Source organism: Solwaraspora sp. WMMD791, assembly GCF_029581195.1.
Classification (GTDB): domain Bacteria; phylum Actinomycetota; class Actinomycetes; order Mycobacteriales; family Micromonosporaceae; genus Micromonospora_E.
Window position 1 is genome coordinate 6,113,381 of record NZ_CP120737.1, and the last position, 25,306, is coordinate 6,138,686.

General features: G+C 71.8%; 25 protein-coding genes. 12 read left to right on the forward strand and 13 right to left on the reverse strand.

The features are described from left to right. Positions 1-63: 63 nt before the first annotated feature. From rocD to O7623_RS27640, 3 genes are all read right to left on the reverse strand, one after another. Complete coding sequence (gene rocD / locus O7623_RS27630; RefSeq protein ID WP_282229611.1) at positions 64-1,278, reverse strand: ornithine--oxo-acid transaminase; 1,215 nt, start codon at positions 1,276-1,278, stop codon at positions 64-66. Continuing rightward, the gene (gene ddaH, locus O7623_RS27635; protein ID WP_282229612.1) at positions 1,278-2,087 is read right to left on the reverse strand and encodes a dimethylargininase; all 810 of its coding nucleotides are present in this window, start codon (positions 2,085-2,087) and stop codon (positions 1,278-1,280) included. The genes rocD and ddaH overlap by 1 nt, the downstream gene beginning before the upstream one ends. A 317-nt stretch (positions 2,088-2,404) precedes the next feature. Continuing rightward, positions 2,405-3,055 carry a hypothetical protein gene (locus O7623_RS27640; protein WP_282225863.1) on the reverse strand — a complete coding sequence of 217 codons (651 nt, stop codon included), beginning with the start codon at positions 3,053-3,055 and terminating at the stop codon, positions 2,405-2,407. Between the two features lie 147 nt (positions 3,056-3,202). On the opposite strand from O7623_RS27640, the gene O7623_RS27645 reads away from it, so the two are divergent. Next, positions 3,203-4,096: a DNA-formamidopyrimidine glycosylase family protein gene (locus O7623_RS27645; protein WP_282225864.1), complete on the forward strand. Its 894-nt coding sequence runs from the start codon at positions 3,203-3,205 to the stop codon at positions 4,094-4,096. Between the two features lie 94 nt (positions 4,097-4,190). Here the strand turns inward: O7623_RS27645 and O7623_RS27650 are convergent, their stop codons facing one another. The 4 genes from O7623_RS27650 to O7623_RS27665 all read right to left on the reverse strand — a co-directional run bounded on the left by O7623_RS27650 (position 4,191) and on the right by O7623_RS27665 (position 8,540). Next, complete coding sequence (locus O7623_RS27650) at positions 4,191-4,829, reverse strand: DUF1707 domain-containing protein (RefSeq protein WP_282225865.1); 639 nt, start codon at positions 4,827-4,829, stop codon at positions 4,191-4,193. Between the two features lie 71 nt (positions 4,830-4,900). Next, positions 4,901-6,280: an FAD-dependent oxidoreductase gene (locus tag O7623_RS27655; RefSeq protein ID WP_282225866.1), complete on the reverse strand. Its 1,380-nt coding sequence runs from the start codon at positions 6,278-6,280 to the stop codon at positions 4,901-4,903. Beyond that, positions 6,277-7,494, reverse strand: a complete 1,218-nt coding sequence (locus O7623_RS27660; RefSeq protein ID WP_282225867.1) for a glutamate--cysteine ligase — start codon at positions 7,492-7,494, stop codon at positions 6,277-6,279. Before O7623_RS27660 ends, O7623_RS27655 begins: the two co-directional genes overlap by 4 nt. Before the next feature lie 263 nt (positions 7,495-7,757). Then, the gene (locus O7623_RS27665) at positions 7,758-8,540 is read right to left on the reverse strand and encodes a hypothetical protein (protein WP_282225868.1); all 783 of its coding nucleotides are present in this window, start codon (positions 8,538-8,540) and stop codon (positions 7,758-7,760) included. A 158-nt stretch (positions 8,541-8,698) separates the two neighbouring features. On the opposite strand from O7623_RS27665, the gene O7623_RS27670 reads away from it, so the two are divergent. The 3 genes from O7623_RS27670 to O7623_RS27680 all read left to right on the forward strand — a co-directional run bounded on the left by O7623_RS27670 (position 8,699) and on the right by O7623_RS27680 (position 11,489). After that, the gene (locus O7623_RS27670; RefSeq protein ID WP_282225869.1) at positions 8,699-9,001 is read left to right on the forward strand and encodes a DUF6412 domain-containing protein; all 303 of its coding nucleotides are present in this window, start codon (positions 8,699-8,701) and stop codon (positions 8,999-9,001) included. An 83-nt stretch (positions 9,002-9,084) separates the two neighbouring features. Then, positions 9,085-9,912, forward strand: a complete 828-nt coding sequence (gene yidC / locus O7623_RS27675) for a membrane protein insertase YidC (protein ID WP_282225870.1) — start codon at positions 9,085-9,087, stop codon at positions 9,910-9,912. A gap of 170 nt (positions 9,913-10,082) precedes the next feature. After that, positions 10,083-11,489, forward strand: a complete 1,407-nt coding sequence (locus O7623_RS27680; protein ID WP_282225871.1) for a glycoside hydrolase family 16 protein — start codon at positions 10,083-10,085, stop codon at positions 11,487-11,489. Between the two features lie 93 nt (positions 11,490-11,582). On the opposite strand, the gene O7623_RS27685 is transcribed toward O7623_RS27680, so the two are convergent. Then, positions 11,583-12,314 (reverse strand): helix-turn-helix transcriptional regulator, encoded by a 732-nt coding sequence (locus tag O7623_RS27685; RefSeq protein ID WP_282225872.1) that lies wholly within the window; start codon positions 12,312-12,314, stop codon positions 11,583-11,585. Between the two features lie 102 nt (positions 12,315-12,416). Between O7623_RS27685 and O7623_RS27690 the strand changes: the two genes are divergently transcribed. The 3 genes from O7623_RS27690 (at position 12,417) to O7623_RS27700 (ending at position 15,375) form a co-directional block, all read left to right on the forward strand. Beyond that, a complete protein-coding gene (locus O7623_RS27690; RefSeq protein ID WP_282225873.1) occupies positions 12,417-13,331 on the forward strand; it encodes an alpha/beta hydrolase in 915 nt (304 codons plus the stop codon). A 36-nt stretch (positions 13,332-13,367) separates the two neighbouring features. Beyond that, positions 13,368-13,865 carry a DinB family protein gene (locus O7623_RS27695; protein WP_282225874.1) on the forward strand — a complete coding sequence of 166 codons (498 nt, stop codon included), beginning with the start codon at positions 13,368-13,370 and terminating at the stop codon, positions 13,863-13,865. 103 nt (positions 13,866-13,968) lie between these two features. After that, complete coding sequence (locus O7623_RS27700; protein WP_282225875.1) at positions 13,969-15,375, forward strand: cellulose binding domain-containing protein; 1,407 nt, start codon at positions 13,969-13,971, stop codon at positions 15,373-15,375. A gap of 149 nt (positions 15,376-15,524) precedes the next feature. Here O7623_RS27700 and O7623_RS27705 read toward each other — a convergent pair whose 3' ends face one another. Next, the gene (locus O7623_RS27705; RefSeq protein ID WP_282225876.1) at positions 15,525-17,582 is read right to left on the reverse strand and encodes a heavy metal translocating P-type ATPase; all 2,058 of its coding nucleotides are present in this window, start codon (positions 17,580-17,582) and stop codon (positions 15,525-15,527) included. Between the two features lie 99 nt (positions 17,583-17,681). Between O7623_RS27705 and O7623_RS27710 the strand changes: the two genes are divergently transcribed. Both O7623_RS27710 and O7623_RS27715 read left to right on the forward strand, forming a co-directional pair. Beyond that, the gene (locus O7623_RS27710) at positions 17,682-18,164 is read left to right on the forward strand and encodes a DUF6153 family protein (protein ID WP_282225877.1); all 483 of its coding nucleotides are present in this window, start codon (positions 17,682-17,684) and stop codon (positions 18,162-18,164) included. 99 nt (positions 18,165-18,263) lie between these two features. Beyond that, entirely contained in the window at positions 18,264-18,896 is a 633-nt protein-coding gene (locus tag O7623_RS27715) for a DUF305 domain-containing protein (protein WP_282225878.1), read from the forward strand. Positions 18,897-18,928: 32 nt separating this feature from the next. Here the strand turns inward: O7623_RS27715 and O7623_RS27720 are convergent, their stop codons facing one another. Together O7623_RS27720 and O7623_RS27725 are read right to left on the reverse strand one after the other, a co-directional pair. Beyond that, a complete protein-coding gene (locus tag O7623_RS27720; RefSeq protein WP_282225879.1) occupies positions 18,929-19,597 on the reverse strand; it encodes a DedA family protein in 669 nt (222 codons plus the stop codon). Positions 19,598-19,649: 52 nt separating this feature from the next. After that, positions 19,650-20,651, reverse strand: coding sequence for a LacI family DNA-binding transcriptional regulator (locus O7623_RS27725; RefSeq protein WP_282225880.1), 1,002 nt, complete (start codon positions 20,649-20,651; stop codon positions 19,650-19,652). Positions 20,652-20,887: 236 nt separating this feature from the next. Between O7623_RS27725 and O7623_RS27730 the strand changes: the two genes are divergently transcribed. Then, positions 20,888-22,555, forward strand: a complete 1,668-nt coding sequence (locus O7623_RS27730) for an alpha-amylase family protein (protein ID WP_282225881.1) — start codon at positions 20,888-20,890, stop codon at positions 22,553-22,555. Here the strand turns inward: O7623_RS27730 and O7623_RS27735 are convergent. Both O7623_RS27735 and O7623_RS27740 read right to left on the reverse strand, forming a co-directional pair. Continuing rightward, positions 22,534-23,001: a hypothetical protein gene (locus tag O7623_RS27735; protein ID WP_282229613.1), complete on the reverse strand. Its 468-nt coding sequence runs from the start codon at positions 22,999-23,001 to the stop codon at positions 22,534-22,536. The two genes, O7623_RS27730 and O7623_RS27735, sit on opposite strands and share 22 nt — an antisense overlap. A gap of 7 nt (positions 23,002-23,008) precedes the next feature. Then, entirely contained in the window at positions 23,009-23,377 is a 369-nt protein-coding gene (locus tag O7623_RS27740; RefSeq protein WP_282225882.1) for a hypothetical protein, read from the reverse strand. Positions 23,378-23,540: 163 nt separating this feature from the next. Here O7623_RS27740 and O7623_RS27745 point away from each other — a divergent pair, with 163 nt between their 5' ends. After that, a complete protein-coding gene (locus tag O7623_RS27745) occupies positions 23,541-24,236 on the forward strand; it encodes a hypothetical protein (RefSeq protein ID WP_282225883.1) in 696 nt (231 codons plus the stop codon). 118 nt (positions 24,237-24,354) lie between these two features. Continuing rightward, a complete protein-coding gene (locus O7623_RS27750; RefSeq protein ID WP_282225884.1) occupies positions 24,355-25,296 on the forward strand; it encodes a Gfo/Idh/MocA family oxidoreductase in 942 nt (313 codons plus the stop codon). Positions 25,297-25,306 lie beyond the last annotated feature (10 nt).

Consider the following 25,306-nt stretch of genomic DNA (forward strand, 5'->3'; position numbering starts at 1 on the left):
CCGTGCTCCTCGACGACCGGCCCCCGGCCGGGCGGCGCATCGCCCCCCGGCCGGCCGGTGTGCTCAGCGCAGCACGAAGGAAAGCTGTTCGATGGCGAAGTCGACGTCGGATGCGTCGACGACCAGCGGCGGGGCGAGCCGGATCGTCGCGCCGTGGGTGTCCTTGGCCAGGACGCCACGGTCGGCCAGCCGCTCACACACCTGCCGGCCGGTGAGCTTCCCGGGGGCCAGGTCCAGCCCGGCCCACAGGCCGCGACCGCGGACGGCGGACAGCTGGCCGGCGTCGCGCAGGGCACCGAGCCCGGCGTGCAGCCGGGCACCCAGCTCGGTCGAGCGCCGCTGGTACTCGCCGGTGGCCAGTAACCGGACCACCTCGGTGGCGACCGCGCACGCGAGGGGGTTGCCGCCGAACGTCGACCCGTGTTCGCCGGGGCGCAGGACGCCGAGCACCGAGCGGTCGGCGACCACGGCCGACACCGGCACGATGCCGCCGCCGAGCGCCTTGCCCAGCAGGTACATGTCCGGCACCACGCCCTCGTGGTCGCAGGCGAAGGTGGCCCCGGTGCGGCCCAGCCCGGACTGGATCTCGTCGGCGACGAAGAGCACGTCGTTGCGGGTGCACAGGTCGCGTACCCCGGTCAGGTAGCCGTCCGGTGGCACCACCACGCCCTGCTCGCCCTGGATCGGTTCCAGCAGCACCGCGACGCAGGTCTCGTCGATCGCGTCGGCCAGCGCGGCGAGGTCGCCGTACGGCACGACCCGGAACCCCGGGGTGTACGGCCCGAAGTCGGCGCGGGCCTCGGCGTCGGTCGAGAAGCTGATGATCGTCGTGGTCCGGCCGTGGAAGTTGCCGGCGGCGACCACGATGGTGGCCTGCCCGTCCGGTACGCCTTTGACCTGGTAGCCCCACTTGCGGGCGACCTTGATCGCGGTCTCCACCGCCTCGGCACCGGTGTTCATCGGCAGCACCATGTCCTTGCCGCACAGCGCCGCCAGCTCGCGGCAGAAGTCGGCGAACTGGTCGTGCACGAACGCCCGGCTGGTCAGGGTCAGCCGGTCCAGTTGGGCGTGGGCCGCCGCGATCAGCGTCGGGTGCCGGTGGCCGAAGTTGAGGGCCGAGTAGCCGGCGAGGCAGTCCAGGTACCGTTTTCCGTCGACGTCGGTGACCCAGGCGCCGGCGGCCTCGCGGAGCACCACCGGCAGCGGGTGGTAGTTGTGCGCGGTCCACCGTTCGGCGTCGCGCAGCGCGCCGGGTGTCCGCAGCATCCCGTCGACGATCATCGGCCGGACCCCCTCAGCTCCAGAGTGCAGCACTTCACCCCGCCGCCGGCCTTGCGCAGCTCGGACAGGTCCACCCCGATCGGCTGGTAGCCGCGCTCGCGCAGCGCCGTGGCCAGCCCTTCGGCCTGCACCGGCAGCACCACGTTACGGCCGTCGCTGACCGCGTTGAGCCCGAACGCCGCCGCGTCGGCCAGGCTGGCCGCGATCGCGTCGGGGAACAGTCGCCGCAGCGCGGCGAGACTGCCGGGGGAGAAGGCCTCCGGCAGGTACGCGATGGTCCGTTCGTCGATCACGGCGAGCGCGGTGTCCAGGTGGTAGAAGCACGGGTCGACCAGCTGCAGGGTGACCACCGGGCGGCCGAAGACCTCCTGGGCGTGTGCGTGCGCGGCGGGTGCGGTGCGGAACCCGGTGCCGGCGAGCAGGTAGTCGCCGACCACCAGGAAGTCGCCTTCGCCCTCGTTGACGTGCTTGGCCTCGTGCACGGTGAATCCGGCCTGCTCCAGCCAGTGGCGGTAGGCGGGGGCCTCGTCGGCCCGTTGCGGCTCGCGGAACTGTACGGCGAGGGCGTGGCCGTCGATGACGGTGGCGCCGTTGGCGGCGAAGACCATGTCCGGCAGGCCGGGCAGCGGCGTGATCTCGTCGACCGTGTGACCCAGCTCCCGGTACGTGTCGCGCAGCTGTTCCCACTGCGCGATCGCCAACTCCCGGTCGACCGGGCGGGTCGGGTCCATCCACGGGTTGATCGCGTATTCCACGGCGAAGTACGTCGGCCGGCACATCAGATAGTGCCGGTGGGTGGCGTGCATCGTCATGTGTCTGGCTCCTGGGGGTCGAAGGCGCGCCCCGGCGGTGGCCGTGGGCTGGCGCTTGTCTCCACGCTAGAAGCTCAGACCAGCAGAAACCACTGCTGTGGATTGCTTGTAGCGGCGAATCGTTGCGTCATGAATGGGAACAGCCAGCGAAACGTTGCGTACACCTGCTTTCGGGGGACGACCACGCTGTCGCCCCCCGAAGTTGCGGTGCCCGGTGAACCACCGGTGTTCTCGGCACCCCTGCGGTGAACCACCGCTTCTTCGGGGGCCGGGTGGGGCGGTGAACCACCGTCCCGGCTGACAATTGCCCGTCAGAAGATTCCGGCAAACTGTGAATCAAGCCACTGCCGTACCTGCTGCACCATGTCCGTCTCGGTGGTCAGCCAGGTCAGCGAGCCGGTCAGCGCCAGGCTGCCGACGAGCATCGTCCCGAGGGCGAGGACGATCCCCATCAGCGCCTCGGTCCGCCCGGCGATGTGCCGGCGAGCGGTGGCCGAGATCCCGCCGAGGCCGAGGGCGAGCGCGACGACGCCGACCGCGATCCCGTACGGCGCGAGGGGGCCGGAGAGGACGAACAGCGCGCCGACGAGCCCGGTGATCAGGCTCAGGGTGGCCAGCAGGCTGGCCCGGGGGCGGGGGCCGGCCGGAGCCGGCGGGGGAGTCGGCCGACCGGTGGTCTCCTCCCGGGTCGGTGGCTCCGGGCGAGGCCCAGGGGCGGTCGGCCGGGTGGCCGGGTCGGTGACGGCGGTGTCGCTGCGACGTACCGTGTCGTCGCGGCCTGCGGTGTCGGTCCGCGCCGTGCCCTGCGGCGGCGTCGCGGTCTGCGGCGGCGTCCGGTCACCGGTCGGCGGGTCGGCCGGGGTCGGGTGGGGCGCGGTCCGAGTGGTGCCGCCGGGTGGCGGCGCGGTCTCGGCCGACGCCGTCGGCTCCGTACGCCGCGTCAGCGAGGGAATCCTGACCATCAGACCATCCTCCTTATCGGTGCGCCGGCTCCCCGGTGGTGCAGCCGGCGGTTTCTCCCGGGATACCCACACGTCCCGTCCGTCACACACCCCCACCATGCGACCGTTTCGCCGACGATGAACTTCGGGCCGATAGGCTCTGTCGCCATGCCTGAGGGACACACCATCCACCGGCTGGCCGCCCACCACCACGTCGTACTGGGCGGAGCGCAGGTCGTCGCGACCAGCCCGCAGGGCCGGTTCGCGGCCGGCGCGCAGCGGCTCACCGGCGCCACCCTCACGGCCACCGAGGCGTACGGCAAACACCTGCTGCACCACTACGACGGCGGCAACGGCGGCGGGATCCTGCACGTGCACCTCGGGCTCTACGGCACCGTCACCGACGGGGCCGGCGCGCCGCCGCCACCGGTCGGGCAGGTCCGGCTGCGGCTGGTCAGCCAACGGCACTGGGTCGACCTGCGCGGCCCGGCCGCCTGCGAACTGCTCACGCCTGCGGAGGTCGACGCGCTGCGCGGCCGGCTCGGCGCGGACCCGCTGCGCGACGACGCCGACCCGGACACCGCCGGCGCAAAGATCCGGCGCAGCGCCAGACCGCTCGGCGCGCTGCTGCTCGACCAGTCGATTGTCGCCGGGGTCGGCCTGGTCTACGCCACCGAAGTGCTGTTCCGGGCCGGGATCGCCCCGACAAGACCAGGTCGGCGGCTCACCGCCGACCAGTGGCAGGCGATCTGGGTCGACCTGGTCGACCTGATGCGGATCGGGGTGCACCGAGGCCGCATCGACACGGTCCGCGAAAAGCACCTTCCAGAGGCGATGGGCCGCGCGCCACGCGCCGACCGGCACGGTGGCGAGGTGTACGTCTATCGCCGCACCGGCCAACCCTGCCTGTGCTGCGGCGACACCGTCGCCGGCAGCCCCGCCAGCACCACCACCAGCGCCACCAGCGCCGCCACCACCACCGCTGTCAGGGTTCCCGGTGCCACTGGCGGTGCCCTGGGTGCGCGGAACTCCTATTGGTGCCCGACCTGCCAACCCGGCTGACCAAGATCCCGACGATCTTGCACTTATCATGGCACAAAGTGGACAAAAGCTCGCGATAACTGCAAGATCGTCGGGATCTTCGGTGGGCGGTGGGTCACCACCACTTGCGCTTCGGTGGGCGGACCACCACCGAACCGAGGATCACGTTGCAGACCACCTCGATGACCGGCGCGCCCGGTCGCGGCAGCGCGGTCAGCTTCGACTTCTTGTCGCCGAAGACCGCCGTGCCGCTCATCCGGACGTCGACGCCCTCCGGCACGTACACGGTCACCGACCCGAAGATCGACGTCGCCTCGATCGTGGTGACGTGATGCTGCAGCTGAGCGTCCTGCAACTCGATCTTGCAGTCGCCGAACACCGCCCGCGCCTCCAACCGGTCCGGGACCAGCCAGTGCCCCTTACGGACCTCGTCGCCGAAGATCGCCACCATCCGTTCCACCGGGGCCGGCAGGGCGTTCCCGCCGGCCGGCACCGGCACGCCGGCCGGGCCACGTGCGACCACCGCGCCGCCGACGCCCGGCAACGGGCTGGCCGAATCCGTCGGCAGGTCGGCGGTGAGCCGGGCCAACTCGCCACGGGTCTTGGCGTTGTGCGCCTCGGTTGCCCGCTCGGCGTACTCGTCGAGGGTCAACCGACCCTCCGCGGTCGCCTGACCGAGAAGCTCCACCACCTGTTCCCGTTCGGCGTCGGAGACACGCAGGTGGTCATCGCTGGGGTGCGTCGCCGGATCCACCCTGCCCAGCCTAACCGCCTCCGCCCAGCCGGGCGGGAAACGCCGGTCCGGCCCCACCACCGATGACCGGGTCAGTCGGTCCGGGCGACCGTGTCGTTGGCGCGGCGGGCGGCCACCAGCACCGGATCCCAGACCGGCGAGTACGGCGGGGCGTAGCCGAGGTCCAGCGCGGTCATCTCGGCCACCGACATCCGGTTCCATACCGCCACGGCGAGTACGTCGATCCGCTTCGCCGCCTCGGACTTGCCGACGATCTGCGCCCCCAGCAACTGCCCGGTGTGCCGCTCGGCGAGCAGCTTGATGGTCATCGGGGCGGTGCCGGGGAAGTACCCGGCCCGGTTGCCCGACTCCACGGTCGCTGAAACGTAGTCGTAGCCGGCCTGCTCCGCCTCCCTCTCGAGCAGCCCGGTCCGGGCGACCTCCAGGTCGCAGACCTTGGTGACCGCGGTGCCGATCACCCCGGGGAAGGTGGCGTAGCTGCCGCCGATGTTGATGCCGGCGACCCGGCCCTGCTTGTTGGCGTGTGTGCCCAGCGGCACGTGCACCGGCTGGCCGCTGACCCGGTGGTACGTCTCGACACAGTCGCCGGCCGCCCACACCTCGGGCAGCCCGACCACCCGCATCTGCAGGTCGGTACGGACACCGCCGGTGACGCCGATGGGCAGCCCCGCCTGCTTGGCGAGTGCCGTGTTGGGCCGTACGCCCAACCCGAGCACCACCACGTCGGCCGGCAGCGACCCGTCGTCGGTCAGCACCTCGCAGACCCGCCCGTCCCGCTCGTGCAGTCCGGTGACCGACACCCCGGTCCGCACGTCGATGCCGAGCCCGACCAGCGCCGACCGGACCAGCGCCCCCATGTCCGGGTCGACCGTGGACATCGGCTGGGGGCTGCGCTCCACCAGGGTCACCCCGAGCCCTCGGCGGATCATCGCCTCGGCCATCTCCACCCCGATGTAGCCGCCGCCGACCACCACCGCCCGGCGCGGCGGGTCGTCCTGGTCGAGCCATTCCCGCAGCGCCGCCCCGTCATCGAGGGTCTGCACCCCGAACACGCCCAGGGTCGCCGAACGCGCCCAGGGCGGGTGCGCCGGCAGTGCTCCGGTCGCGTACACCAGGGTGTCGAACGGCTCCCGGACCTCGCGCCCGCCGTCGGCGAACGAGGTGGCGACGACCTCGCGCGCGTCCAGGTCGATCCGGGTCACCTCGTGGCGGATCCGCACGTCGACGTGGTGGTCGCGGCGGAACGTCTCCGGGTCGCGGACGATGAGTTCCTGCGCGTCGTCGACCAGGCCGGAGATCCAGTACGGGATCCCGCAGGCCGAGTAGGAGGTGAACCGGCCGCGTTCGAACGCGACGATCGACAGGTCGTCCGGGCCACGCAGTTGCCGGGCCTGCGAGGCGGCCGACATCCCGGCCGCGTCGCCGCCGATCACCACCATCCGGTGTGTCAACGGACTTCCTCCGATCCAGGGTCGGTCGCTGCCGGCAGCCGGTTGCGGGCCACGCCCGTCGGTGCCGGGATGATGGTTGCGCTGCGTGTCTGACCGGCCAGGTAGCCGACGACGTCACGAAGGTCACCGGTGCCGGCGTGGACCGCCCGCTGTCGGGCCGCCCCGCTGCCCTGCGCCCGCAGCCGGCCGAGCAGAGAGTTCACCAGCCCGACGTCGCCGTGCCGGTCGAGCTCGGGCCGGATCTGATCGACCAGTCGACGCAGCAGGTGCCAGGCCGGGCGCAGGGTGGGGGAGCCGGACAGATCCACGGCCCGGCCCTCCAGCCCGTCGTGGGCAGCCCGCCAGTGCGCCGCCGCCAGCACATGGTGCGCCACCTCCGGCGCGGGCCTGCCCTGCGCGACGGCGGTCAACGCGGTGCCGACCAGCCCCCGCACCAGGGCGGCCAGCAGGATCGTGTCGTCCAGGCTCGGGCAGACGTCACCGATGCGGATCTCGACGGTCGGGTAGTGCGCCGACAGCCGGGCGTACCAGTAGAGCATCCCCTCGTCGAGGATGATCCCGGTCGCCATCAGATCGTCGATCAACGACAGGTAGTGCTCGTGCGAGCGCAGCCACGGCGTCGGCGCGACCGCAGGCCATCGTTCCCACATCATCGACCGCCAGCTGGCGTACCCGGTGTCGACGCCGTCGAAGAACGGCGAATTGACGGTCACCGCCTGCAGCACCGGCAGCCAGGGCCGCAGGTGGTTGAGCACCTCGACACCGATTCGCGGGTCCGGTACGCCGACGTGGATGTGCAGCCCGTTGTTTCCCGGACCGGGCACCAGCATGCCGTACCGCTCGACGATCCGGTGGAACCGTGGGTCGTCGACCACCGCCGGCAGCGGCCCGGCGATCGGCGCGGTGCCGACGGCGAGCAGCCGCACCCCGGCCCGCTCGGCGGCGTCGGCGACCCCGCCGCGTAGCGTACCGAGGGTCCGCCGCAACGCGCGCAGGTCGAGGCCTGGTGGGCTGCCGATCTCGATCTGGCTGGTCTGGAACTCGCGCTGCACCTGGCCGCGCAGCTCCGGCGGGATCTCGGCCAGGACCGACTCGACCGCCGGGGCGGCGACGCCGGTGTCCGGGTGGACGAGGAGGAACTCCTCCTCGATGCCGACGGTCAGCTCGTCGGGCCGGTGTCGCGACGGCGCTTCGGCGACGGTACTGCTGGTCATATGGACACCGCCTGTCGTCGCACGCCGCCGCTCGGCGCGCCGGCGATCGCATACCCCACCGGTCAGGTGGGGTAAACGTGACCGGTCCGGTGGTCCGTGACCAGGGTGCCTGCCCGGGCCGGTCGTCGTCGTGACCATCTTGCGCCTTCCGGCGGCGGTCGCGGTACGAATGTCGGCAGCGCGTCGCTGGTGATCGGCGTCGCGCGGCGCTGGCTGCGGTGGGGCGGGCGGGTTTCCGGTGGGGTGGGTGGGTGTCCGGCGGGTCAGCGGCGGGGCGGGCGGTGCAGCGGCAGGTCGTGCCGGCCGGCGATCAGCTCCTGAATCCGGATCTTCACCAGGATGATCGGCTGCCGGTAGCGGCGTTCCCGGTCGGCGGCCCGGGTCCGGCGCCACTCGGCCCAGCGGCTGTCGCCCCGGTAGAACCAGCGCGCCCAGGGCGCGTGCGGCCGGGCCAGTCGCAGCGCGCCGACGATCAGCAGCACCGGCAGGAACAGACCGAGCAGTCCGGTCCATATCTTGCCCTTGAGCAGGGTGACGGCGGCCAGCACCAGGTTGATCACGATGAGCGCCGCGCCGGCGAACTGCGCCGGGTCGGTCTCACCGGTGAGGAACTCGTTGGCCCCCAACGGCCGCAGACCGATCAGCAGCAGCCCGGAGACGGCCACGGCGACGAAGACGGCGTCGATCGAGGTGCGGCCCCGCTCCGACCAGTAGACGTCGCTCAGGTGCAGCAGCAGGGCGAACTCGTCGAGCACCAGGGCGGCGCCGATGCCGAACAGCGCCGCCGCCACCGCCCGCCACAGGGTCAGCTCCACCGGGATCACCAGCCCGGCGACCCCGGCGACCAGCATGAAGACCACCCCGAACACGACGTGGTGGATGTGCAGGTCACCAGGGGTGATGTTGCCAGGCCACCAGCGGACCCGGGCCCTGATCATCCGGACCGAGAAGCGGATGAAGGCGAAGCCGAGGACCACCCCGACGAAGAAGCAGAACAGCGGGAGCCGGCCGGTCGAGACGATGGTGCGCTCGAACCAGCCGGTCACCGACGTGCTCCGTGAGACGTGCGCACCCTGACTACCACTCCTCGCTGTCGCATCGTCGTATCGTCGCCGGTCCGGATCGTGGCCGTGCCGTCGCCGGTCCGGATCGTGGCCGTGTCGTCGCGCGGCCGGGGTTGCGGACGCCTCCTAGCATGGCCTGCGTGCCGGTGCTTCCGCTGAGCCTGATCGGGATCTGGGCGTACGCCCTGTCGCTGATCACCGTCTCCAGCGTGCCACCGACGCACCTGCTCGCCGCCGCCGCGGCGTCGGTCACCCTGATGATCGCGACCGTCCTGGCCGTTCGGCTGGTTTGCAACGCCTCCGCGGTCGACAAGCTGCCGGGCCGACCGGGTCCCGGCGCCCAGCGGCCCGGCGACGGTCGGCACGTTCCCCGTCAGGCCGACCCGGACGCACCCGGCCGGCCCCGTCCCCGCGCGCCCGGCAGGCCTCTCGTCACCGCCTGACCGCCGCCCGGCCCGGGTCGCGCGTCGCCGACACCGGTCGACGCCCCGGGCGGGTTCCGCCCGTGTGCAAGGGAATCCTGTCGATGACTGCTGTCCTGTCCGCCGTACCCGCCGACGCCGGCCCGTTCGAGCCGATCGTGGCGTACGCCACCGACCTCGTCACCGGGCTGGCGGTGGCGTTCACCCCGTTGGCCGGGGCCAACGCCACCGCTGTCGCCATCATCGCCGTCACCGTCGTGGTGCGGCTGCTGTTGAGCCCCCTGACCTGGCTGCAGATCCGGGCCGAGGTCCGCCGGGCCGCGCTCGCCCCGCAGCTGGCCGAGCTGCGCGGCCGGTACGTCGACGATCCGCAACGGCTCGCCGTCGAGACGATGACGCTGTACCGCTCGGCGGGTGCGTCACCGTTCGCCGGGTGTCTGCCGGCGCTGGCCGCGGCACCGGTGTTCATCCTGATGTACCACCTGGTGACCAGCTCGTCCGGTGCCGACGGCCTGCTCGCCGGGTCGCTGTTCGGTGTCGGGCTGGGCACCTCCGTACCGCAGCTGTCCGGGCTGGCCGAGGCTGGTGTGTTCGGCCTGGTGCTGGCGCTACTGGCGGTCGCCGCCCGGGCGACGTCGCGTCGGATGCGCCGCTCGGCCCGGGCCGCCCAGATGGCCGCCGACGGGGCGGCGTCGGCTCCGGTGGCCGCCCGGCCGCGCGCGGCCGCGGACGGGCCGGCTGAGCCGTCGCCGATGGCAGTTATCGGCCGGCTGCTGCCTCTGCTGCCGTACGGCACGGTGCTGGTCGCGCTGGTGGTGCCGCTGGCCGCCGGTCTCTACCTGGCCACCACGACGACCTGGACGGTGCTGGAGCAGAGCGTGCTGCGCCACTGGTTGACGGGCGAGCCGGCTGAGCGCACCGGCGGCGGCTGACATCGACGGTGGTTGACAAGTGCGGTCCGGCGACGTACAACACCTGAGAGCGCTCTCTCGGTTCGCCTGAGTGAGGTTCGTCCGTCCTGATCAGTCTTGATGCTCTGAGCCCGACATCCGGCACCCCCTCCGGAGAGAACGCTCTCACCCCCCACGCAGAGAGGCACCTGATGACCGCACCCGCGCGCGGCCCGCACCGTCGCCCCCGTACCCGGATCGTCGCCGTCGCGGCGGCGGTGACCGCGACCGCCCTGGTCGCCTCGGTCACCGCGCACGCCAACGCCGCGATCCCACCCACCCCCAGCGGCTGGAATCTGGTCTGGAGCGACGACTTCACCGGCGCCGCCAACACGCTGCCCTCGTCGGCCAACTGGATCATCGACACCGGCACCAGCTACCCCGGCGGCCCGCCGCAGTGGGGCACCGGCGAGATCCAGACCTACACCAACAGCACCGCCAACGTCCGCCACGACGGCAACGGCAACCTGCGGATCACCCCGATCCGCGACGGTGCCGGCAACTGGACCTCCGCCCGCATCGAGACCGTACGCAGCAACTTCAAGCCGCCGTCCGGTGGCGTGATGGCGATCGAGGGCCGGATCCAGGTGCCGAACGTGACCGGGGCCGCCGCCTCCGGCTACTGGCCGGCGTTCTGGGCGCTCGGGTCGCCGTACCGGGGCAACTACCAGAACTGGCCGGCGATCGGCGAGTTCGACGTGATGGAGAACGTCAACGGGCTGAACAACGTCTGGGGTGTGCTGCACTGCGGCGTCGCCCCGGGCGGGCCGTGCGACGAGTTCAACGGCATCGGCGGCTCCCGGGCCTGCCCCGGTGCCTCCTGCCAGTCGGCGTTCCACACCTACCGCTTCGAGTGGGACGCCAGCGTCAGCCCGCAGCAGCTGCGCTGGTACGTCGACGGGCAGCACTACCACACGGTCACGCAGGGGCAGATCCCCGAGCCGCACTGGTCCAACATGACCAGCCACGCCGGCTACTTCATCCTGCTCAACGTGGCGATGGGCGGCGCCTTCCCGAACGGCGTCGCCGGCTCCACCACGCCGACCGCGGCCACCGTCTCCGGCGTACCGATGCTGGTCGACTACGTCGCCGTCTACACCCGCGGCGGCGGGTCCACCCCGCCGCCGCCCACGACCCCGCCGCCGGGCGGGGTGGTGAACGCGTACGCCGCGATCCAGGCCGAGTCGTTCAACGCCCACAACGGGGTCGGGACCGAGGCGTGCAGCGAGGGCGGGCAGAACATCGGCTGGCTGGCCAACGGCGACTGGGCCCGCTACGACAACGTCGACTTCGGCTCGACCCCGCCGCGTGACTTCATCGCCCGGGTCGCCTCCGGCGCCGGAGCCGGGGTCAGCGGCCTGGTCCAGGTCCGCATCGGCAGCCCGACCGCCGCGCCGATCGGCAGCTTCGCCGTCGGTGACACCGGCGGCTGGCAGACCTGGCGTACGGTGCCCGGCAACGTCTCCGGGGTGACCGGCCGGCAGACGGTCTACCTGACCTTCAGCAGCGGCCAGCCGAACGACTTCGTCAACGTCAACTGGTTCCACTTCCGGCGCTGATCCGGCGGGGAGCCCGGCCGGTCGACCCGCTTCGGCGGGGCGAGCCGGGCTCCCCGGCCGGTCCAGGGCGATGCCAGCGTCGTGGGAACGGCTTCAGACCTGCACGTCCGGCCGCCGCTCGACTCGACTGGCAACGGTCTGGCTGGGCAGGCGGCCGGTCACGGCGTGGCTGGACAACAGGGCCAGCGCGTCGGCATCCGGGCCGCCCGGCTCGGCGTGATAGACGGTCAGCGTGTGTCCACTGCCGTCTTCGAGCCGGAACGTCTCGTAGTCGACCGCGAACTCACCCACGACCGGGTGCCGGAAAGTCTTGCGCCCGGTCGACCTGGCTCGCACGTCGTGCCGCGCCCAGAACCGGGCGAAGTCGTGGCTCTTCAGCGTCAACTCGCCCACCAGCGACGCCAGCCGGACGCTGTCCGGGTCGGCCTCGGCACGCAGCCATGCCACCGCCGTACGGGCGGCCTGCTCCCACTGCGGGAAGAGATCGCGCTCGCCGGCATCGAGGAAGAAGGAACGCAGCAGGTTGCGATCGCGCGCCAGCCCTGGGTGGATCGCACCGGCCAGGCGCCGTAGGTAGGCCATGCCGTCACCGTCGAGACCAAAGACCCGCCCGAGCGCGCCGAGCACCTCGTCCGACGGGTTCCGCTCGCGCCCCCGCTCGAGGCGTACGTAGTAGTCGGTGCTCATCCCGGCGAGCACGGCCACCTCCTCGCGGCGCAGCCCCGGCACCCGCCGTCGCCCGCCCGACGGCATACCGAAGTCGTCCGGACGACTTCCTGCCCGGCGAGTGCGCAGGAAGTCGCCGAGGGTGTTGCTGCTGCTCATCCACCGATGCTACGAAGACCGGGCGCGACAGCGGGTAGGAGTGGCACTCCTTTGAAATGCCTTGCCTCGGTGGTTGCGCACAGCGCTGCGAAGGTCGACTGCGTGGATGACGTCCTGCAACAGATGGCCGACGGTTTCAGTGCCCTACACGAACGCGCACCGATCCTGCACACGCCCGACGAGGCCGGGCTCGCCTACGAGAACGTCACGTTCGCCTCCGGCGACGGCGTGCCCCTCGAGGGCTGGTTCATCCCCGCGCCCGGCTCGCGACGGGTCGTCATCGCCAATCACCCGCTCGGCTTCACCCGGGCCGGCCTGCCCTCGCACCTCGAGCCGTGGCACTCGCGATGGGCCGCGAGCGGCAACGGCATCGAGGTCGACTTCATCCGCGACTACAAGATCCTGCACGACGCGGGATATCACGTCCTCGCCTACGACATGCGCAACTCCGGCCACAGCGGCGCCGCGAACGGTGGCGTGATCTCGGCCCGCTATTGCGCGCGCGACGTGCTCGGTTCGCTCGCCTACACGCGATCCCGCTCGGATCTGCGCGACCCCGCGATCGGTCTGTTCAGTCGATGCATGGGCGCCAACGCCACCATGTCGGCGATGGCCATGCATCCCGGGGCGTTCAGGGACGTCCGCTGCATGGTCGCTCCCCAACCCCTGTCCGTACGGGTGGCGCTGGAACGCTCCCTGGAACTGGTCGGCATGACCGCCGCCGACCACATCGAGGATCTGGGCGAGCTGATTCGCCGCCACACCAGCCTGCGCATGGACGACGATTCGCCGGTCGAGGCAGCCGGGTCCGTCACTGTTCCGACCTTCCTCTATCAGGTCAAGGACGACATCCTGACCCGCCCCAGTGACGTGCAGTCCATGTACGACAACATCCCGATACCCGACAAGGAGCTGTTCTGGATCGAGGGCAGCACCCGCCGCTGGGACGGCTACCTGCAGTTCGCCAAGGACCCCAGCCGCATGCTGGCCTGGTTCGGCCGTCACATGGTGGGCTGAGCCGGCGGTGGCCAGCCGGGCTGGGATGCTTCGGGTATGCCTACCTATCCACCGACCTTCGCCGAGCAGGTCGTCACCCAGCCGCTTCGCGTGCAGTTCGAGGCGTTCCTCGACGAGCACCGCGCCGCGCTCAACAGCTGTCTGGACGGGTTGACCGAGGAACAGGCCCGTCGATCGTTGGTGCCCTCCCGGACCACCCTGCTGGGGCTGGTCAAGCACGTGACCTTCGTCGAGAAGGTCTGGTTCGACGAGGCCGTGACGTGCCGGCCGCGTACGGAGCTCGGGCTGCCCGCGACGGCGGACGAGTCGTTCATTCTCGGCGACGAGGACACGATCGCCAGTGTCCAACGCGCACACCTCGAAGCCTGCGAAGCGTCCCGCCGGGCGACGTCGTCCCTGGAGCTGGACGACATCCTGCACGGCAACCGGCGGGGCCCGCTTCCGCTGCGCTGGGTGTACCTGCACGTGCTGCGCGAGCTCGCCCAGCACTGCGGGCATGCGGACATCCTGCGGGAGCAGCTCCTTCGGGCCTGACACACGAACCGTCGACCGGCTCCTCCGACCAGAGGTGTTTACAAAACTGTAAAGAGTCCTAATAATTGCCGGCACTGGTGCTTGCTTCGAGGGAGGGATGTCGATGAGACCCGTACGGATAGTCGCCCCGGTGCTGGCTGCGGTCCTCGCCGTCGCAGGGGTGATCTGGGCGGCCGGCCCGGCGCTCGCCGCCGGCCCCACCGCGACCTTCGTCAAGACCTCCGACTGGGGCAGCGGCTGGGAAGGCCGGATCACCGTGACCAACGGCGGTACGGCGACCCTCACCAGCTGGACCGTCGCCTTCGACCTGCCCGCCGGCACCACGGTCGGCACCTACTGGGACGCCCTGCTGACCGTCTCCGGCCAGCGGTTCACCTTCACCAACCGCAGTTGGAACGGCAGCATCGCACCCGGCGCGTCGGTCTCCTTCGGGTTCCTCGGCAGCGGTCCGGGCGCACCGCTGCACTGCACCGTCAACGGGGCGGCCTGTGGTGGCCAGCAGCCGCCACCCACCACCGCGCCACCCACCTCGGCCCCACCGACCACCGCCCCGCCCACGACCGCTCCACCGACCACCGCCCCGCCCACGACCCCACCGCCCACCGGTGACGGGCTGCCGAAACACTTCCTCACCGGCTACTGGCACAACTTCGACAATCCGGCCGTCGAACTGCGGCTGCGCGACGTCCCGGCCGAGTACGACCTGATCGCCGTCGCCTTCGCCGAGGCCACCAGCGTCCCCGGTCAGGTCACCTTCGGCATCGACCCGGGCCTGTCCGCCGCGCTCGGCGGCTACACCGACGCCCAGTTCGCCGCCGACGTCGCCACGCTGCACCAGCGCGGCAAGAAGGTGATCATCTCCATCGGTGGGGAGACCGGCCGGGTCGCGGTCAACGACGCGGCGTCGGCGAGCGCCCTGGCCGACAGCCTGTACCGGCTGATCCAGCAGTACGGCTTCGACGGCGTCGACATCGACCTGGAGAACGGGCTCAACCCGACCTACATGGCCCAGGCGATGCGGACGCTGCGCAGCCGTACCGGGCCGGGGCTGATCATCACGATGGCGCCGCAGACGATCGACATGCAGTCGCCGTCGGTGTCGTACTTCAAGCTGGCTCTGGACATTCGCGACATCCTGACCGTGGTGCACACCCAGTTCTACAACTCCGGCTCGATGCTCGGCTGCGATCAGGCCTTCGCCTACAGCCAGGGCACGGTCAACTTCATGACCGCCCTGGCCTGCCTGCAGCTGGAAGCCGGCCTGCGGCCCGACCAGGTGGCGCTCGGTCTGCCCGCCGGCCCCGGAGCGGCCGGCGGCGGTGTCGTCGCCCCGACCATGGTCAACCAGGCCCTCGACTGCCTGGCCCGGGGGACCAGTTGCGGCAGTTTCCGGCCGCCACGTACCTACCCCGGCATCCGGGGTGCGATGACCTGGTCGATCAACTGGGACGTCAGCAACGGCAACGCGTTCGCCCGTACCGTCAAGCCGCACCTGGCGACGCTGCCCTGACCGCGACGCTGCCCTGACCGCGACGCTGCCCTGACCGCCGGGACCGTGACTCGGATCCGCCGGTATTCCTGTGGGGAATGATTGTTCCTCACAGGAATACCGGTAGGTCGCGACATACCTCGGTCGGACGCCGACCACCCGGCGTCGCCTCACTGGTCCTGCGGGGTGAGTCGTACCCGGCGGAGCAGTTGCGCGTTGAGAGCGACCACGATGGTGGACGCGGACATCAGGATCGCCCCGACCGCCGGACTCAGCGTCACTCCCGCCCAGGCCAGCGCGCCGGCCGCGAGCGGAATCGCCACGATGTTGTAGCCGGCGGCCCAGCCCAGGTTCTGGACCATCTTGCGGTAGGAGGCCTTCGACAACCGGATCACTCCGGTGACCCCACGCGGGTCGGACGAGGCGAGGACGACCCCGGCGGACTCGATCGCGACGTCGGTGCCGGCCCCGATCGCGATCCCGACGTCGGCGCGGGCCAGCGCCGGAGCATCGTTGACCCCGTCGCCGACCATCGCCACGGTGAGTCCCCGCGCCTGCAGGTCCGCCACTGCCCGGTCCTTGTCGGCGGGCAGCACCTCGGCGAAGATCTCGTCCACACCGGGCCGGAAGCCGAGGTCGCCGGCGACGGCCTCAGCGACCGGTCGGGCGTCGCCGGTGATCATCACGATCTTGTCGATGCCCTGCTCGCGCAGTTCGGCGATTGCCTGCCGAGCCTCCGGTCGGACCTCGTCGGCCAACCCGATCGCTCCGATCACGTCGGCGCGGTCGCCGTCGAGGGTCAACAGATGCAGTACGGCCGCGCCGCGTGCCGACCACGCCTCGGTCGTGTCCGGCAGCTCCGGCGGCATCCGGGCGTCGAGTTCGCGCAGCAGCGCCGGCCCGCCGACGGCGTACCGGGTGCCGTCGACGTCCGCCCGCACACCCCGGCCGGTCAGCGACCGGAAGTCGGTCGCGGTGCTCGTCGGTCCGGAGCGGGCGGCGGCCACGATGGCCCGGGCCAGTGGATGCTCGCTGTCGGCCTCGACCGCGGCGGCCAGCCGCAGTACGTCGTCCTCGCGGTGCCCGGGTGCCGCCGCGACCGCGGTGACCGTGTGCGCGCCCTTGGTCAAGGTGCCGGTCTTGTCGAACAGCACCGCGTCCACGGTCCGCATCCGTTCCAGGGCCAGCCGGTCCTTGACCAGAATCCCGGCCTTGGCGGCCACGGCCGTCGACAGGGCGATCACCAGGGGGATCGCCAGGCCGAGGGCATGTGGGCAGGCGATCACCAGAACGGTCACCGTACGGATCACGGACTGGTCGAGGCTGCCGAACGCCCACCACGTGACGAAGGTCAGCACTGCGGCGGCCATCGCCACGTAGAACAGCAACGCGGCGAACCGGTCCGCGAGCACCTGTGCCCGGCCGCTGGCGGCCTGGGCCTGTGCGACGAGGCGTTGGATACCGGCCAGGGCGGTCTCCTCGCCGACGGCCTCGACCCGTACCCGGATCGTCGAGTCGGTCGCCACCGTGCCGGCCACCACCGGGTCACCGATGCCCCGCCGTACCGGCCGGGACTCGCCAGTGATCATCGACTCGTCCAGCTCCGCCGCGCCGTCGGTGATCCGTCCGTCGGCGGGGACCCGGCCGCCGGAGCGCACCAGGACAAGGTCGCCGGCCCGCAGCTCGGTCACGCTCACGCGGTGGGTCCGCCCGTCCTCGGTGATCTGCTCCGCGTCGTCGGGCAGCAGCGCCGCCAACGCCGACAGGGCACCCTGCGCCTGACCGATCGCCTTCATCTCCTGCCAGTGGCCGAGCAGCATGATCGTCACCAGCGCCGCCAGTTCCCACCAGAAGTCCAGGTCGACGGCGCCGATGTTGGTGGCCAGCGAGGCGACGTAGGCGACGGTGATCGCCATCGAGATCAGCAGCATCATGCCGGGGGCGCGGTCGCGGATCTCCCGGACCCCGCCGACCAGGAACGGCCAGCCGCCGTAGAAGAAGACCACCGAGCCGAGCACCGGTCCGACCAGGGACATCCCGGTGAAGTCCAGCGAGTAGCCGAACCAGTCCATCACCATGTGACTGGTGACCACGACCGGCACCGTCAGTGCCAGGCTCAGCCAGAACCTGCGGCGGAACATCTCCGGGTCGTGGCCGGCGTGCTTGTCGTGCCCACCGTGGGCGGCGTGCCTGTCGTGCCTGTCGTGCGGGGTCCGGTCCGTCTCCATGCCTTCACCATACCCCAGGGGGGTATATTCGCAAGTGATCCGGCGGTAACGGCCGCTGAGTGCGATCTGAGGTGGGTGACGATGACTACGATGGCCACGATGTCCACCACCGTCCGCTGGCATGTCCGACGGGTCCGCCAGCGCGGGCCGGTGTCGACGCTGGCATGGCTCCGACCGCTGGCCGTGCTCGCCGTACTCACCGGACTGGTCTTCATGCACCAGCTCGTCGGCGGCTCGACGACGAGTGGGCACGACCATGCCGACCACCCGTCAGCGCCGAATGGGTACGCGGCAGCGGCGGACGAACACGTCGGCCCCGAGCCGAACGCCGGTCGGGTCAGCCATTGTCCGCTGGAGGACGACGGCTGCCCCGCTCCGGCACCTGGGCATCCGGACCACACCTGCCAGCTCACCGCGCCCGGCCCACCGGCGGTCGTGACGCCCCCGCCACGCGCTGCGGCCCCCGGCGAGCCGACGCCAGCCGTACCGCTGGCCTCGCCGTGGACCGCCGCGCACGACGCGGCCCGCGGTACCGGTTGTGGGCCGCCCACCCTGGCTGAACTGTCCATCTGGCGAATTTAGGCCGACTCCTGCCCGGACCGGCGTCGCCCGCGTACTGCGGAGCGAGCTGCGGGCACCCGCGCCATGTCCTTTTCCACTGGCTCAAGGAGTCGATCACCCATGCACGCCAACCGACCATTGTCGGGTTTCTCCGTTGCGGCCGCAGCCGCCATCGCCGTGGCGGCCCTCGCCACCGGCTGCGGTGATGCCACTTCGCACGACGGTGGACACACCACCAGCCCATCCGCAGCCGCTGGCTCGTCGCCGGCCGCGCTGCACAACCAGGCGGACATCTCCTTCGCGCAGGGCATGATCCCGCACCACCAACAGGCCGTGGAGATGGCCGAAGTCGCGTCGAGCCGAGCCGGCGATCCACAGGTCAAAGCACTCGCGGCGGACATCGCGGCGGCACAGGGACCCGAGATCGAAACGATGACGACCTGGCTGACCGAGTGGGGCGCACCGCTGCCGACCGAGGATCCCGACCCGCACGGCGGTGCTCACGGCGAGGCGCACGACATGCCCGGAATGATGACAGGTCAGGAGATGGCGGCCCTGGCGGATGCCGAGGGCGACCAGTTCGACCGGATGTTCCTGGAGATGATGATCCGTCACCACGAGGGCGCGGTGGAGATGGCCGCCATCGAACAGCAGCAGGGTCGCCATCCGGCGGCGAAGGCCCTGGCCGAGAAGATCCACGCCGACCAGACCAGCGAGATCGCGCTGATGCGCGACTTGCTCGACGGTCGCTGACCACAGCGGGTACGCCGCCGGGCGTACCGGGGTCAGGACGCCGGGTGGCGGTCCGCCGCCGCCCGGCGTCGCCGCCGCCGTACCTGCCCGACCACCCAGTGCACGACCACACCACCGAGGAGTACGAACACGGCGACGTCGAACCAGCGGCTGTACCGCTCGACCTGCTGCCACTGCGAGCCGAGAGCGAAGCCGGCACCGACGAACAACGCGTTCCACACCCCGCTGCCCAGCGTGGTGAAGACGCTGAACTGGGTCAACGGCATCCGGTCGGCGCCGGCCGGCACCGAGACCAGACTCCGTACGATCGGCACCATCCGCCCGAACAGCACCGCCCAGCGTCCGTACCGGTCGAACCAGCGGTCGGCGGAGTCCAGGTCCTCCGGGTCGACCAGCGGCAGCTTGTCCAACCAGCGCCGCAGTCGTGGCTCGCCGATCGCCGCACCCAGCCAGTAGAGCAGCAGCGCGCCGGCCAGCGAACCGGCGGTCGCCGCGAGCCACACCAGGACCAGGTTGACCCGGTCCTGGCTGGCCAGGTAGCCGGCCATCGCGAGGACCACCTCGCTGGGGATCGGCGGGATCACACTCTCCAGCGCCACCAGCAGTCCGACGCCGATCTCGCCGAGACGTTCGATGACGCCGGCCACCCAGCCGGTCAGGCCACCCGCCTGCTCAGGTGGGGTGTCGACGGTGACGGCCATGGCGCTCCCGGGTGCTCGTGCGGGTCCTTGCCGTACCCGCCGGCCGCCCGCCTCACACCTTGCGGCGGGTCGAGCTCTCCCGTACCTGCAGCTTCGTCGGCAGGGTCACCGTGGTCGCGGCCCGGTCCGGGTCCGCGATCCGGGCGGCGAGCAGGTGCGCGGCGGCCTCACCCAACTCGTACGTCGGCTGTGTGACGGTGGTCAACGCCGGGCGGACCAGGTGTGCCCACGGCAGATCGTCGAAGCCGACCACGCCCATCTCCGCCGGCACGTCGACGCCCTGGTCGACCAGGCACTCGACCGCGCCGACGGTCATCAGGTTGTTGGCGGCGAACAGCGCGTCCGGCCGGGGCGACATCCGCAGCAGGTCGGCCATCGCCTGGTAGCCGCCGTCGGTGCGGAAGTCGGCGTACCGGACCAGCTCCTCCCGGTACGGCTGCCCGGCGTCGGCCAGGGCCAGCCGGTATCCGGCCAGTCGGCTGCTGGCGGTGTAGACGCCGCGCCGCCCGGTGATACAGGCGATCCGGCGGTAACCGGACTCGGCCAGGTGGGCGGTGGCGAGTCGGGCTCCGTGCTCGTTGTCGACCAGTACGGTGTCGATCCGGCCGCCGTGCAGCTGCCGGTCGATCACCACGAACGGCACCCGTAGCGCGGTCAGCCGGTCCAGGTCGCCGGCCGCGCCGGACGGGGCGATGAGAACCCCGGCGACCTGCTCGGCGAGGACGGCGTTGAGGTAGCGGGCCTCCTTGGCGGGATCCTCGTCGGTGTTGCACAGCACCACGGAGTAGCCGACCTGCTGGGCGACGTCCTCCACCCCGCGGACCAGGGCGGTGAAGAACGGGTTGCCGATGTCACTGATCAGCACCGCCCACAGTGTCGTCCGGCTGCGCCGCAGGTTACGGGCGAGCGCGTTCGGCCGGTAGTCCAGCTCCCGCATCGCCTGCCGGACCCGGTCGGCAAGCACCGGGTCCACGTTGGCGTGCCCGTTGACGACCCGGGACACGGTGGCCGGGGAGACCCTCGCCTGTCGCGCGACGTCGTAGATGGTCGCCATGTCCTCGCCCTCTTCACCTGCCGTCGACCGCCGGGGTCGACCCACGGAACCCGCACGATGATTACAGACCGGGTACGGAGTGCGACGGCCGGCCAGGTCGGGCAATTGCCACTTGTCGCACGATGGTTCGGCGGAGGGTTTGCCGGCCGCGGCCGCTGGAGAAGCTGACCGGTCATGGGCAGGCAGAGCGTGAACAGCGGTTCCTCCGGTGACGTCGGCAGCGGCGGGGTGCGGGCATGAGCGACCGCTGGTTCAGCAAGGCGGTCGTCTACTGTCTGGATATCGACACTTTCGTCGACTCCAATGGGGACGGGGTCGGCGACATTCCGGGGCTGATCGGTCGCCTCGACTATCTGGCCCGACTCGGCGTCACCTGTCTGTGGTTGCACCCGATCCACCCGTCGCCCGGCCGCGACGACGGCTACGACGTCACCGACTTCTACAACGTCGACCCGCGCTTCGGCACCCTGGGTGACTTCGCCGAACTGCTGCACCAGGCTGGCAACCGGGGTATCCGGGTGATCATCGACCTGGTCGTCAACCACACCTCCGACCAGCATCCGTGGTTCGAGTCGGCCCGATCGTCGCCGGACTCGCCGTACCGCGACTGGTACGTCTGGTCCGACACCGAGCCCAGCGACCGCTACCAGGGCATGGTCTTTCCCGGCGAGCAGCACGAGACGTGGAGCTACGACCGGAGCGCCAAGGCCTGGTACTACCACCGGTTCTACCGGTTCCAGCCGGACCTCGACATCCGCAACGAGCAGGTCCGCGACGAGATCAAGAAGATCATGTCGTTCTGGCTGCAGCTCGGCGTCGCCGGGTTCCGGATGGACGCGGTGCCGTTCATCATCGAGCACACCACGCCGGGCAAGCCGTCGTCACCGAAGGACTTCGACGTCCTCACCGAACTGCGCCAGCACGTCCAGTGGCGGCGCGGCGACGCCGTTCTGCTCGCCGAGGCCAACGTCGAACCGGACCAGCTCGTCGACTACTTCGCCGACGCCGGCGGCTCGGCCAACCGGCTGCACATGCTCTTCGACTTCATGCTCAACGGCCGGCTGCTGCTCGCCCTGGCCCGGCAGGACCCGGAGCCGGTCATCGAGGCGCTGCGCGACACCCCGGCGCTGCCGGCAGGTGCCTCCTGGGCCACGTTCCTGCGCAACCACGACGAGATCGACCTGTCCCGGCTGACCGCCACCCAACGCGGCGAGGTGTACGCCCAGTTCGGCCCGGAGGAACACATGCGGCTGTACGGGCGCGGCATCCGCCGCCGGCTCGCCCCGATGCTCGGCAACGACCGGCGCCGCATCGAGTTGGCGTACTCGCTGCAGTTCACCCTGCGCGGCACCCCGGTGCTGCGCTACGGCGAGGAGATCGGCATGGGTGAGGACCTGTCGCTGGACGGCCGGGAGGCGATCCGTACCCCGATGCAGTGGTCGCCGCTGCGTAACGCCGGGTTCTCCACCGCCGACCCGGCCGACCTGGTCCGCCCGATCGTCGACGACGACGAGTACGGCTACCGCACGGTCAACGTCACCACGCAGCGCCGTGACCGGGGCTCGCTGCTCGCCTGGTTCGAGCGCATGATCCGTACGCTGCGGGAGGCCCCGGAGGTCGGTGCCGGCGCCTGTACGCACGTCGACGTGCCCGCCCCGCCGGGCGTCCTGGTGCACCGCGCCGACGACCACAGCGGCGCGATGCTCTTCCTGCACAACCTCGGGGCCGAGCCGGCCACCGTCGACCTCGGTGACCTCTTTGACGACGCTGAGCTGCCCACCGAGGTGCTGGCCGACCAGGACTACCCGTCGGTCGGCACGCTCGACGCCCTCGACCTCGACGGGTACGGCTACCGCTGGATCCGGCTGCGGCTGCGCACCGGTTACGACGTCGGAGCCAGCTGATCGCCGTCGCCGCCAACGGGGACGGTCCGGTTCCTGGTCCGGCGCAGCCACCACAGCCCGATCACCGGCAGCACCAGCGGAATGTAGCCGTACCCGCTGCCGAACCCGGACCAGACCGTCTCGTCGGGGAACGCGGCCGGTACGGCGACGCTCGCCGCGCCGACGCCGAGCACCCCGGCCAGTTCGACGCTGCAGCACACGTACGCGATCCGTCGGCCGACGGGGCCGTCGACGATGAGCCCGGCGGCGGCCACCAGGTAGACCAGCGCGGCTATCGCCGACAGCAGGTACGCCACCGGGGCCTCGGTGAACCGGGTGGCGATCTGCACCCCGGCCCGCGACGAGGCGGCGATCGCGAACAGGATGTAGACGCCGATCAGCACCCGGCCGGGGCCGCTGCGGGTCCGGCCCGCCCGGCCGTCCCGCGCCGCCCGGCCGTCCCCGATCCGCTGCTCAGCCACCGGCCACCGCCGCCCAGGTCTGCTGCAACCGTACGACGAGCACCGGGATCACCAGGCAGAAGACGCCGACGGTGAGTGAACCCCACCGGGTCGGCTCCATCCGGCCGAGCACCCCCGCCATCGGGGGCAGGCACAGGGTGGTGATCAGGTAGCCGGCGAACACCGGCGGGTCACCGGGGTGGTGCCCGCCGACCACTGCCACCACGGCGACGACGGTCAACGCCAGCAGCGCGACCTCGACGGCCGCCAGGCCGGCGTACTGGACCAGGCCCGGCGGGCGGTCCAGCGCCGCGCAGAGCAGCGCCCAGCCGGCCACCAGCAACGCCCCGACGATGACCACGATGGCGAGCGGCCCGTTCATCCGCGCTCCGCCTCAACTGCCCCAGCCACGCCCACACCCTACTCACCACGGCGTCCGCCCCCGCCGGGCTGGGCGCCGCGCGACCACCCGGGTACGGACAGTGGCCTGCTGTATCCATTGAGGTCTATAGTCGGCGCGGGACGGTCCGACCCTGGGAGAGCGCGTGGCGACCGGCGCCGGCATGTGGGGCCTGCTGCTCGCCAGCTGTCTGGTGCTGCTCGCCCTGCTCGCCCTCGCCGCGCTGGCGGTCCGCGACCCGCAGCCGGGCGTCGACCGTCGGGTGCTGCGCGCGGAGGCCGACGAGTTGGCCGCCGAGGCCGCCGCCATCGCCGAGGCAGCCGCCGTCGCCCACGTCCGGGCCGAGCAGGCCCGCCGCGTCGCGGCCGCCGCCGAGCAGGACCGCGACGCGGCCTGGCAGCGGCAGGAAGCCGCCGGTGCCCGCTACCAGCAGGCGCTGCGGTCGGCCCGGCAGCGCCGACCGGCCGCCGCGGGGACACCGACCGTGCCCGCGCAACACCAACGCGACGTCAGCCGGGCGGCGCTGACCGCGTACCGGCGTGGCGAGATCTCCGTACAGCAACTGCGGCAACTGTGGCGGCGGGCCGGCGACCCGGACCCGGCCGGACACGACCTTCGCGACGCACTCGACCGGGCCGTGGACCAGCGCCGGGCCGCCGACCACGCGGCCCGCCGCGAACACGACGTACTCGCCGCAACCGCCCGCCGGGCCGCCGAGACGGCCCGGATCGCCGAGGTCGCCGCCGGGGCGCTGGCCGCCGAGGCCGTCGCCGCCGCCGCCGAGGCCGACGAGGCGGCCGGGTACGCCGACCGGGCCGACCGGGACCGCCGCCGGCGGTGAGCACCGACCGGACCGGCCGGCCCTTCGCCAGCGCCGACCGACCCGCCCGGTACGGCACACTGGGCCGGACGCCCGGCGCGTAGGCATCCGGACGGGCGAGCAGGGTGAGGAGCAGCAGATGGCGTTGCGGTTCGGACTGTTCGGCACCGGCCACTGGGCGGCGCAGACGCACGCCGTCGGGCTCGCCGGTCATCCTGGTGCCCGACTGGTCGGAGTCTGGGGCCGGGATCCGGCCAAGGCCGAGGTGCTCGCCGCACGTCACGGGGCGGCCGCGTACCGGGAGGTGGACGCGTTGCTCGACGACGTCGACGCGGTCGCCGTCGCGGTGCCGCCGGACGTCCAGGCACCGATCGCGGTCCGGGCCGCCGAGGCCGGCAGGCACCTGCTGCTGGACAAGCCGTTGGCGGTGACGCTGGACGACGCCGACCGGATCGTGGCCGCCGCGCAGCGCCGGCAGGTCGCCTCGGTGGTCTTCTTCACCAGCCGGTTCAATCCGGGCATGGTCGAGTTCCTGGCCCGGTCGGCTGACGGTGCCCGGTCCGCTGACAGCGCAGGTCCCACCGGCGGTGTCTGGCACGGGGCGAGGGGTGCCCTGTTCGCGGCGATCTCCGAGCCCGGCAACCCGTACGGTGCCTCGCCCTGGCGGCACACCTACGGCGGCCTGTGGGACATCGGCCCGCACGTACTGTCGATCGTGCTGCCGGTGCTCGGCCCGGTCGCCGACGTCGCCGCGATGGACGGCCCGGCCGGCGGCCTGCACCTGCTGCTGCGGCACACCGGCGGCGCGGTCAGCTCCCTGTCACTCAACCTCGACGGGCCACCGGCGGCGAAGACCTTCGACGTGACGTTCTTCGGCGAACCCGGGATCGTGCCGGTGCCGCACCGTGACGTGACCGTCGTTCAGGCCTTCCACGCCGCCGTCGACGCGCTGGTCGGCCAGGTCGCCGAGGGCCGTCCCGGCCACCCCTGCGACGTGCGGTTCGGCCGAGAGGTGGTCGCCGTACTGGCCGCCGCGCAGGCCGCCCGCACGCAGCGTCGTACCGTCGTCGTCGCCGGCTGAACCACCCCGG

What these genes read in the sequence shown, in the direction of transcription:
- O7623_RS27740 (WP_282225882.1), bottom strand. Translation starts at nt 23,377, where the DNA reads ATGAACGGGCCGCTCGCCATCGTGGTCATCGTCGGGGCGTTGCTGGTG.
- O7623_RS27720 (WP_282225879.1), bottom strand. Translation starts at nt 19,597, where the DNA reads ATGGCCGTCACCGTCGACACCCCACCTGAGCAGGCGGGTGGCCTGACC.
- O7623_RS27725 (WP_282225880.1), bottom strand. Translation starts at nt 20,651, where the DNA reads ATGGCGACCATCTACGACGTCGCGCGACAGGCGAGGGTCTCCCCGGCC.
- O7623_RS27700 (WP_282225875.1), top strand. Translation starts at nt 13,969, where the DNA reads ATGAGACCCGTACGGATAGTCGCCCCGGTGCTGGCTGCGGTCCTCGCC.
- O7623_RS27685 (WP_282225872.1), bottom strand. Translation starts at nt 12,314, where the DNA reads ATGAGCAGCAGCAACACCCTCGGCGACTTCCTGCGCACTCGCCGGGCA.
- ddaH (WP_282229612.1), bottom strand. Translation starts at nt 2,087, where the DNA reads ATGCACGCCACCCACCGGCACTATCTGATGTGCCGGCCGACGTACTTC.
- yidC (WP_282225870.1), top strand. Translation starts at nt 9,085, where the DNA reads ATGACTGCTGTCCTGTCCGCCGTACCCGCCGACGCCGGCCCGTTCGAG.
- O7623_RS27750 (WP_282225884.1), top strand. Translation starts at nt 24,355, where the DNA reads ATGGCGTTGCGGTTCGGACTGTTCGGCACCGGCCACTGGGCGGCGCAG.
- O7623_RS27705 (WP_282225876.1), bottom strand. Translation starts at nt 17,582, where the DNA reads ATGGAGACGGACCGGACCCCGCACGACAGGCACGACAGGCACGCCGCC.
- O7623_RS27715 (WP_282225878.1), top strand. Translation starts at nt 18,264, where the DNA reads ATGCACGCCAACCGACCATTGTCGGGTTTCTCCGTTGCGGCCGCAGCC.
- O7623_RS27640 (WP_282225863.1), bottom strand. Translation starts at nt 3,055, where the DNA reads ATGGTCAGGATTCCCTCGCTGACGCGGCGTACGGAGCCGACGGCGTCG.
- O7623_RS27695 (WP_282225874.1), top strand. Translation starts at nt 13,368, where the DNA reads ATGCCTACCTATCCACCGACCTTCGCCGAGCAGGTCGTCACCCAGCCG.
- O7623_RS27645 (WP_282225864.1), top strand. Translation starts at nt 3,203, where the DNA reads ATGCCTGAGGGACACACCATCCACCGGCTGGCCGCCCACCACCACGTC.
- O7623_RS27660 (WP_282225867.1), bottom strand. Translation starts at nt 7,494, where the DNA reads ATGACCAGCAGTACCGTCGCCGAAGCGCCGTCGCGACACCGGCCCGAC.
- O7623_RS27710 (WP_282225877.1), top strand. Translation starts at nt 17,682, where the DNA reads ATGTCCACCACCGTCCGCTGGCATGTCCGACGGGTCCGCCAGCGCGGG.
- O7623_RS27680 (WP_282225871.1), top strand. Translation starts at nt 10,083, where the DNA reads ATGACCGCACCCGCGCGCGGCCCGCACCGTCGCCCCCGTACCCGGATC.
- O7623_RS27730 (WP_282225881.1), top strand. Translation starts at nt 20,888, where the DNA reads ATGAGCGACCGCTGGTTCAGCAAGGCGGTCGTCTACTGTCTGGATATC.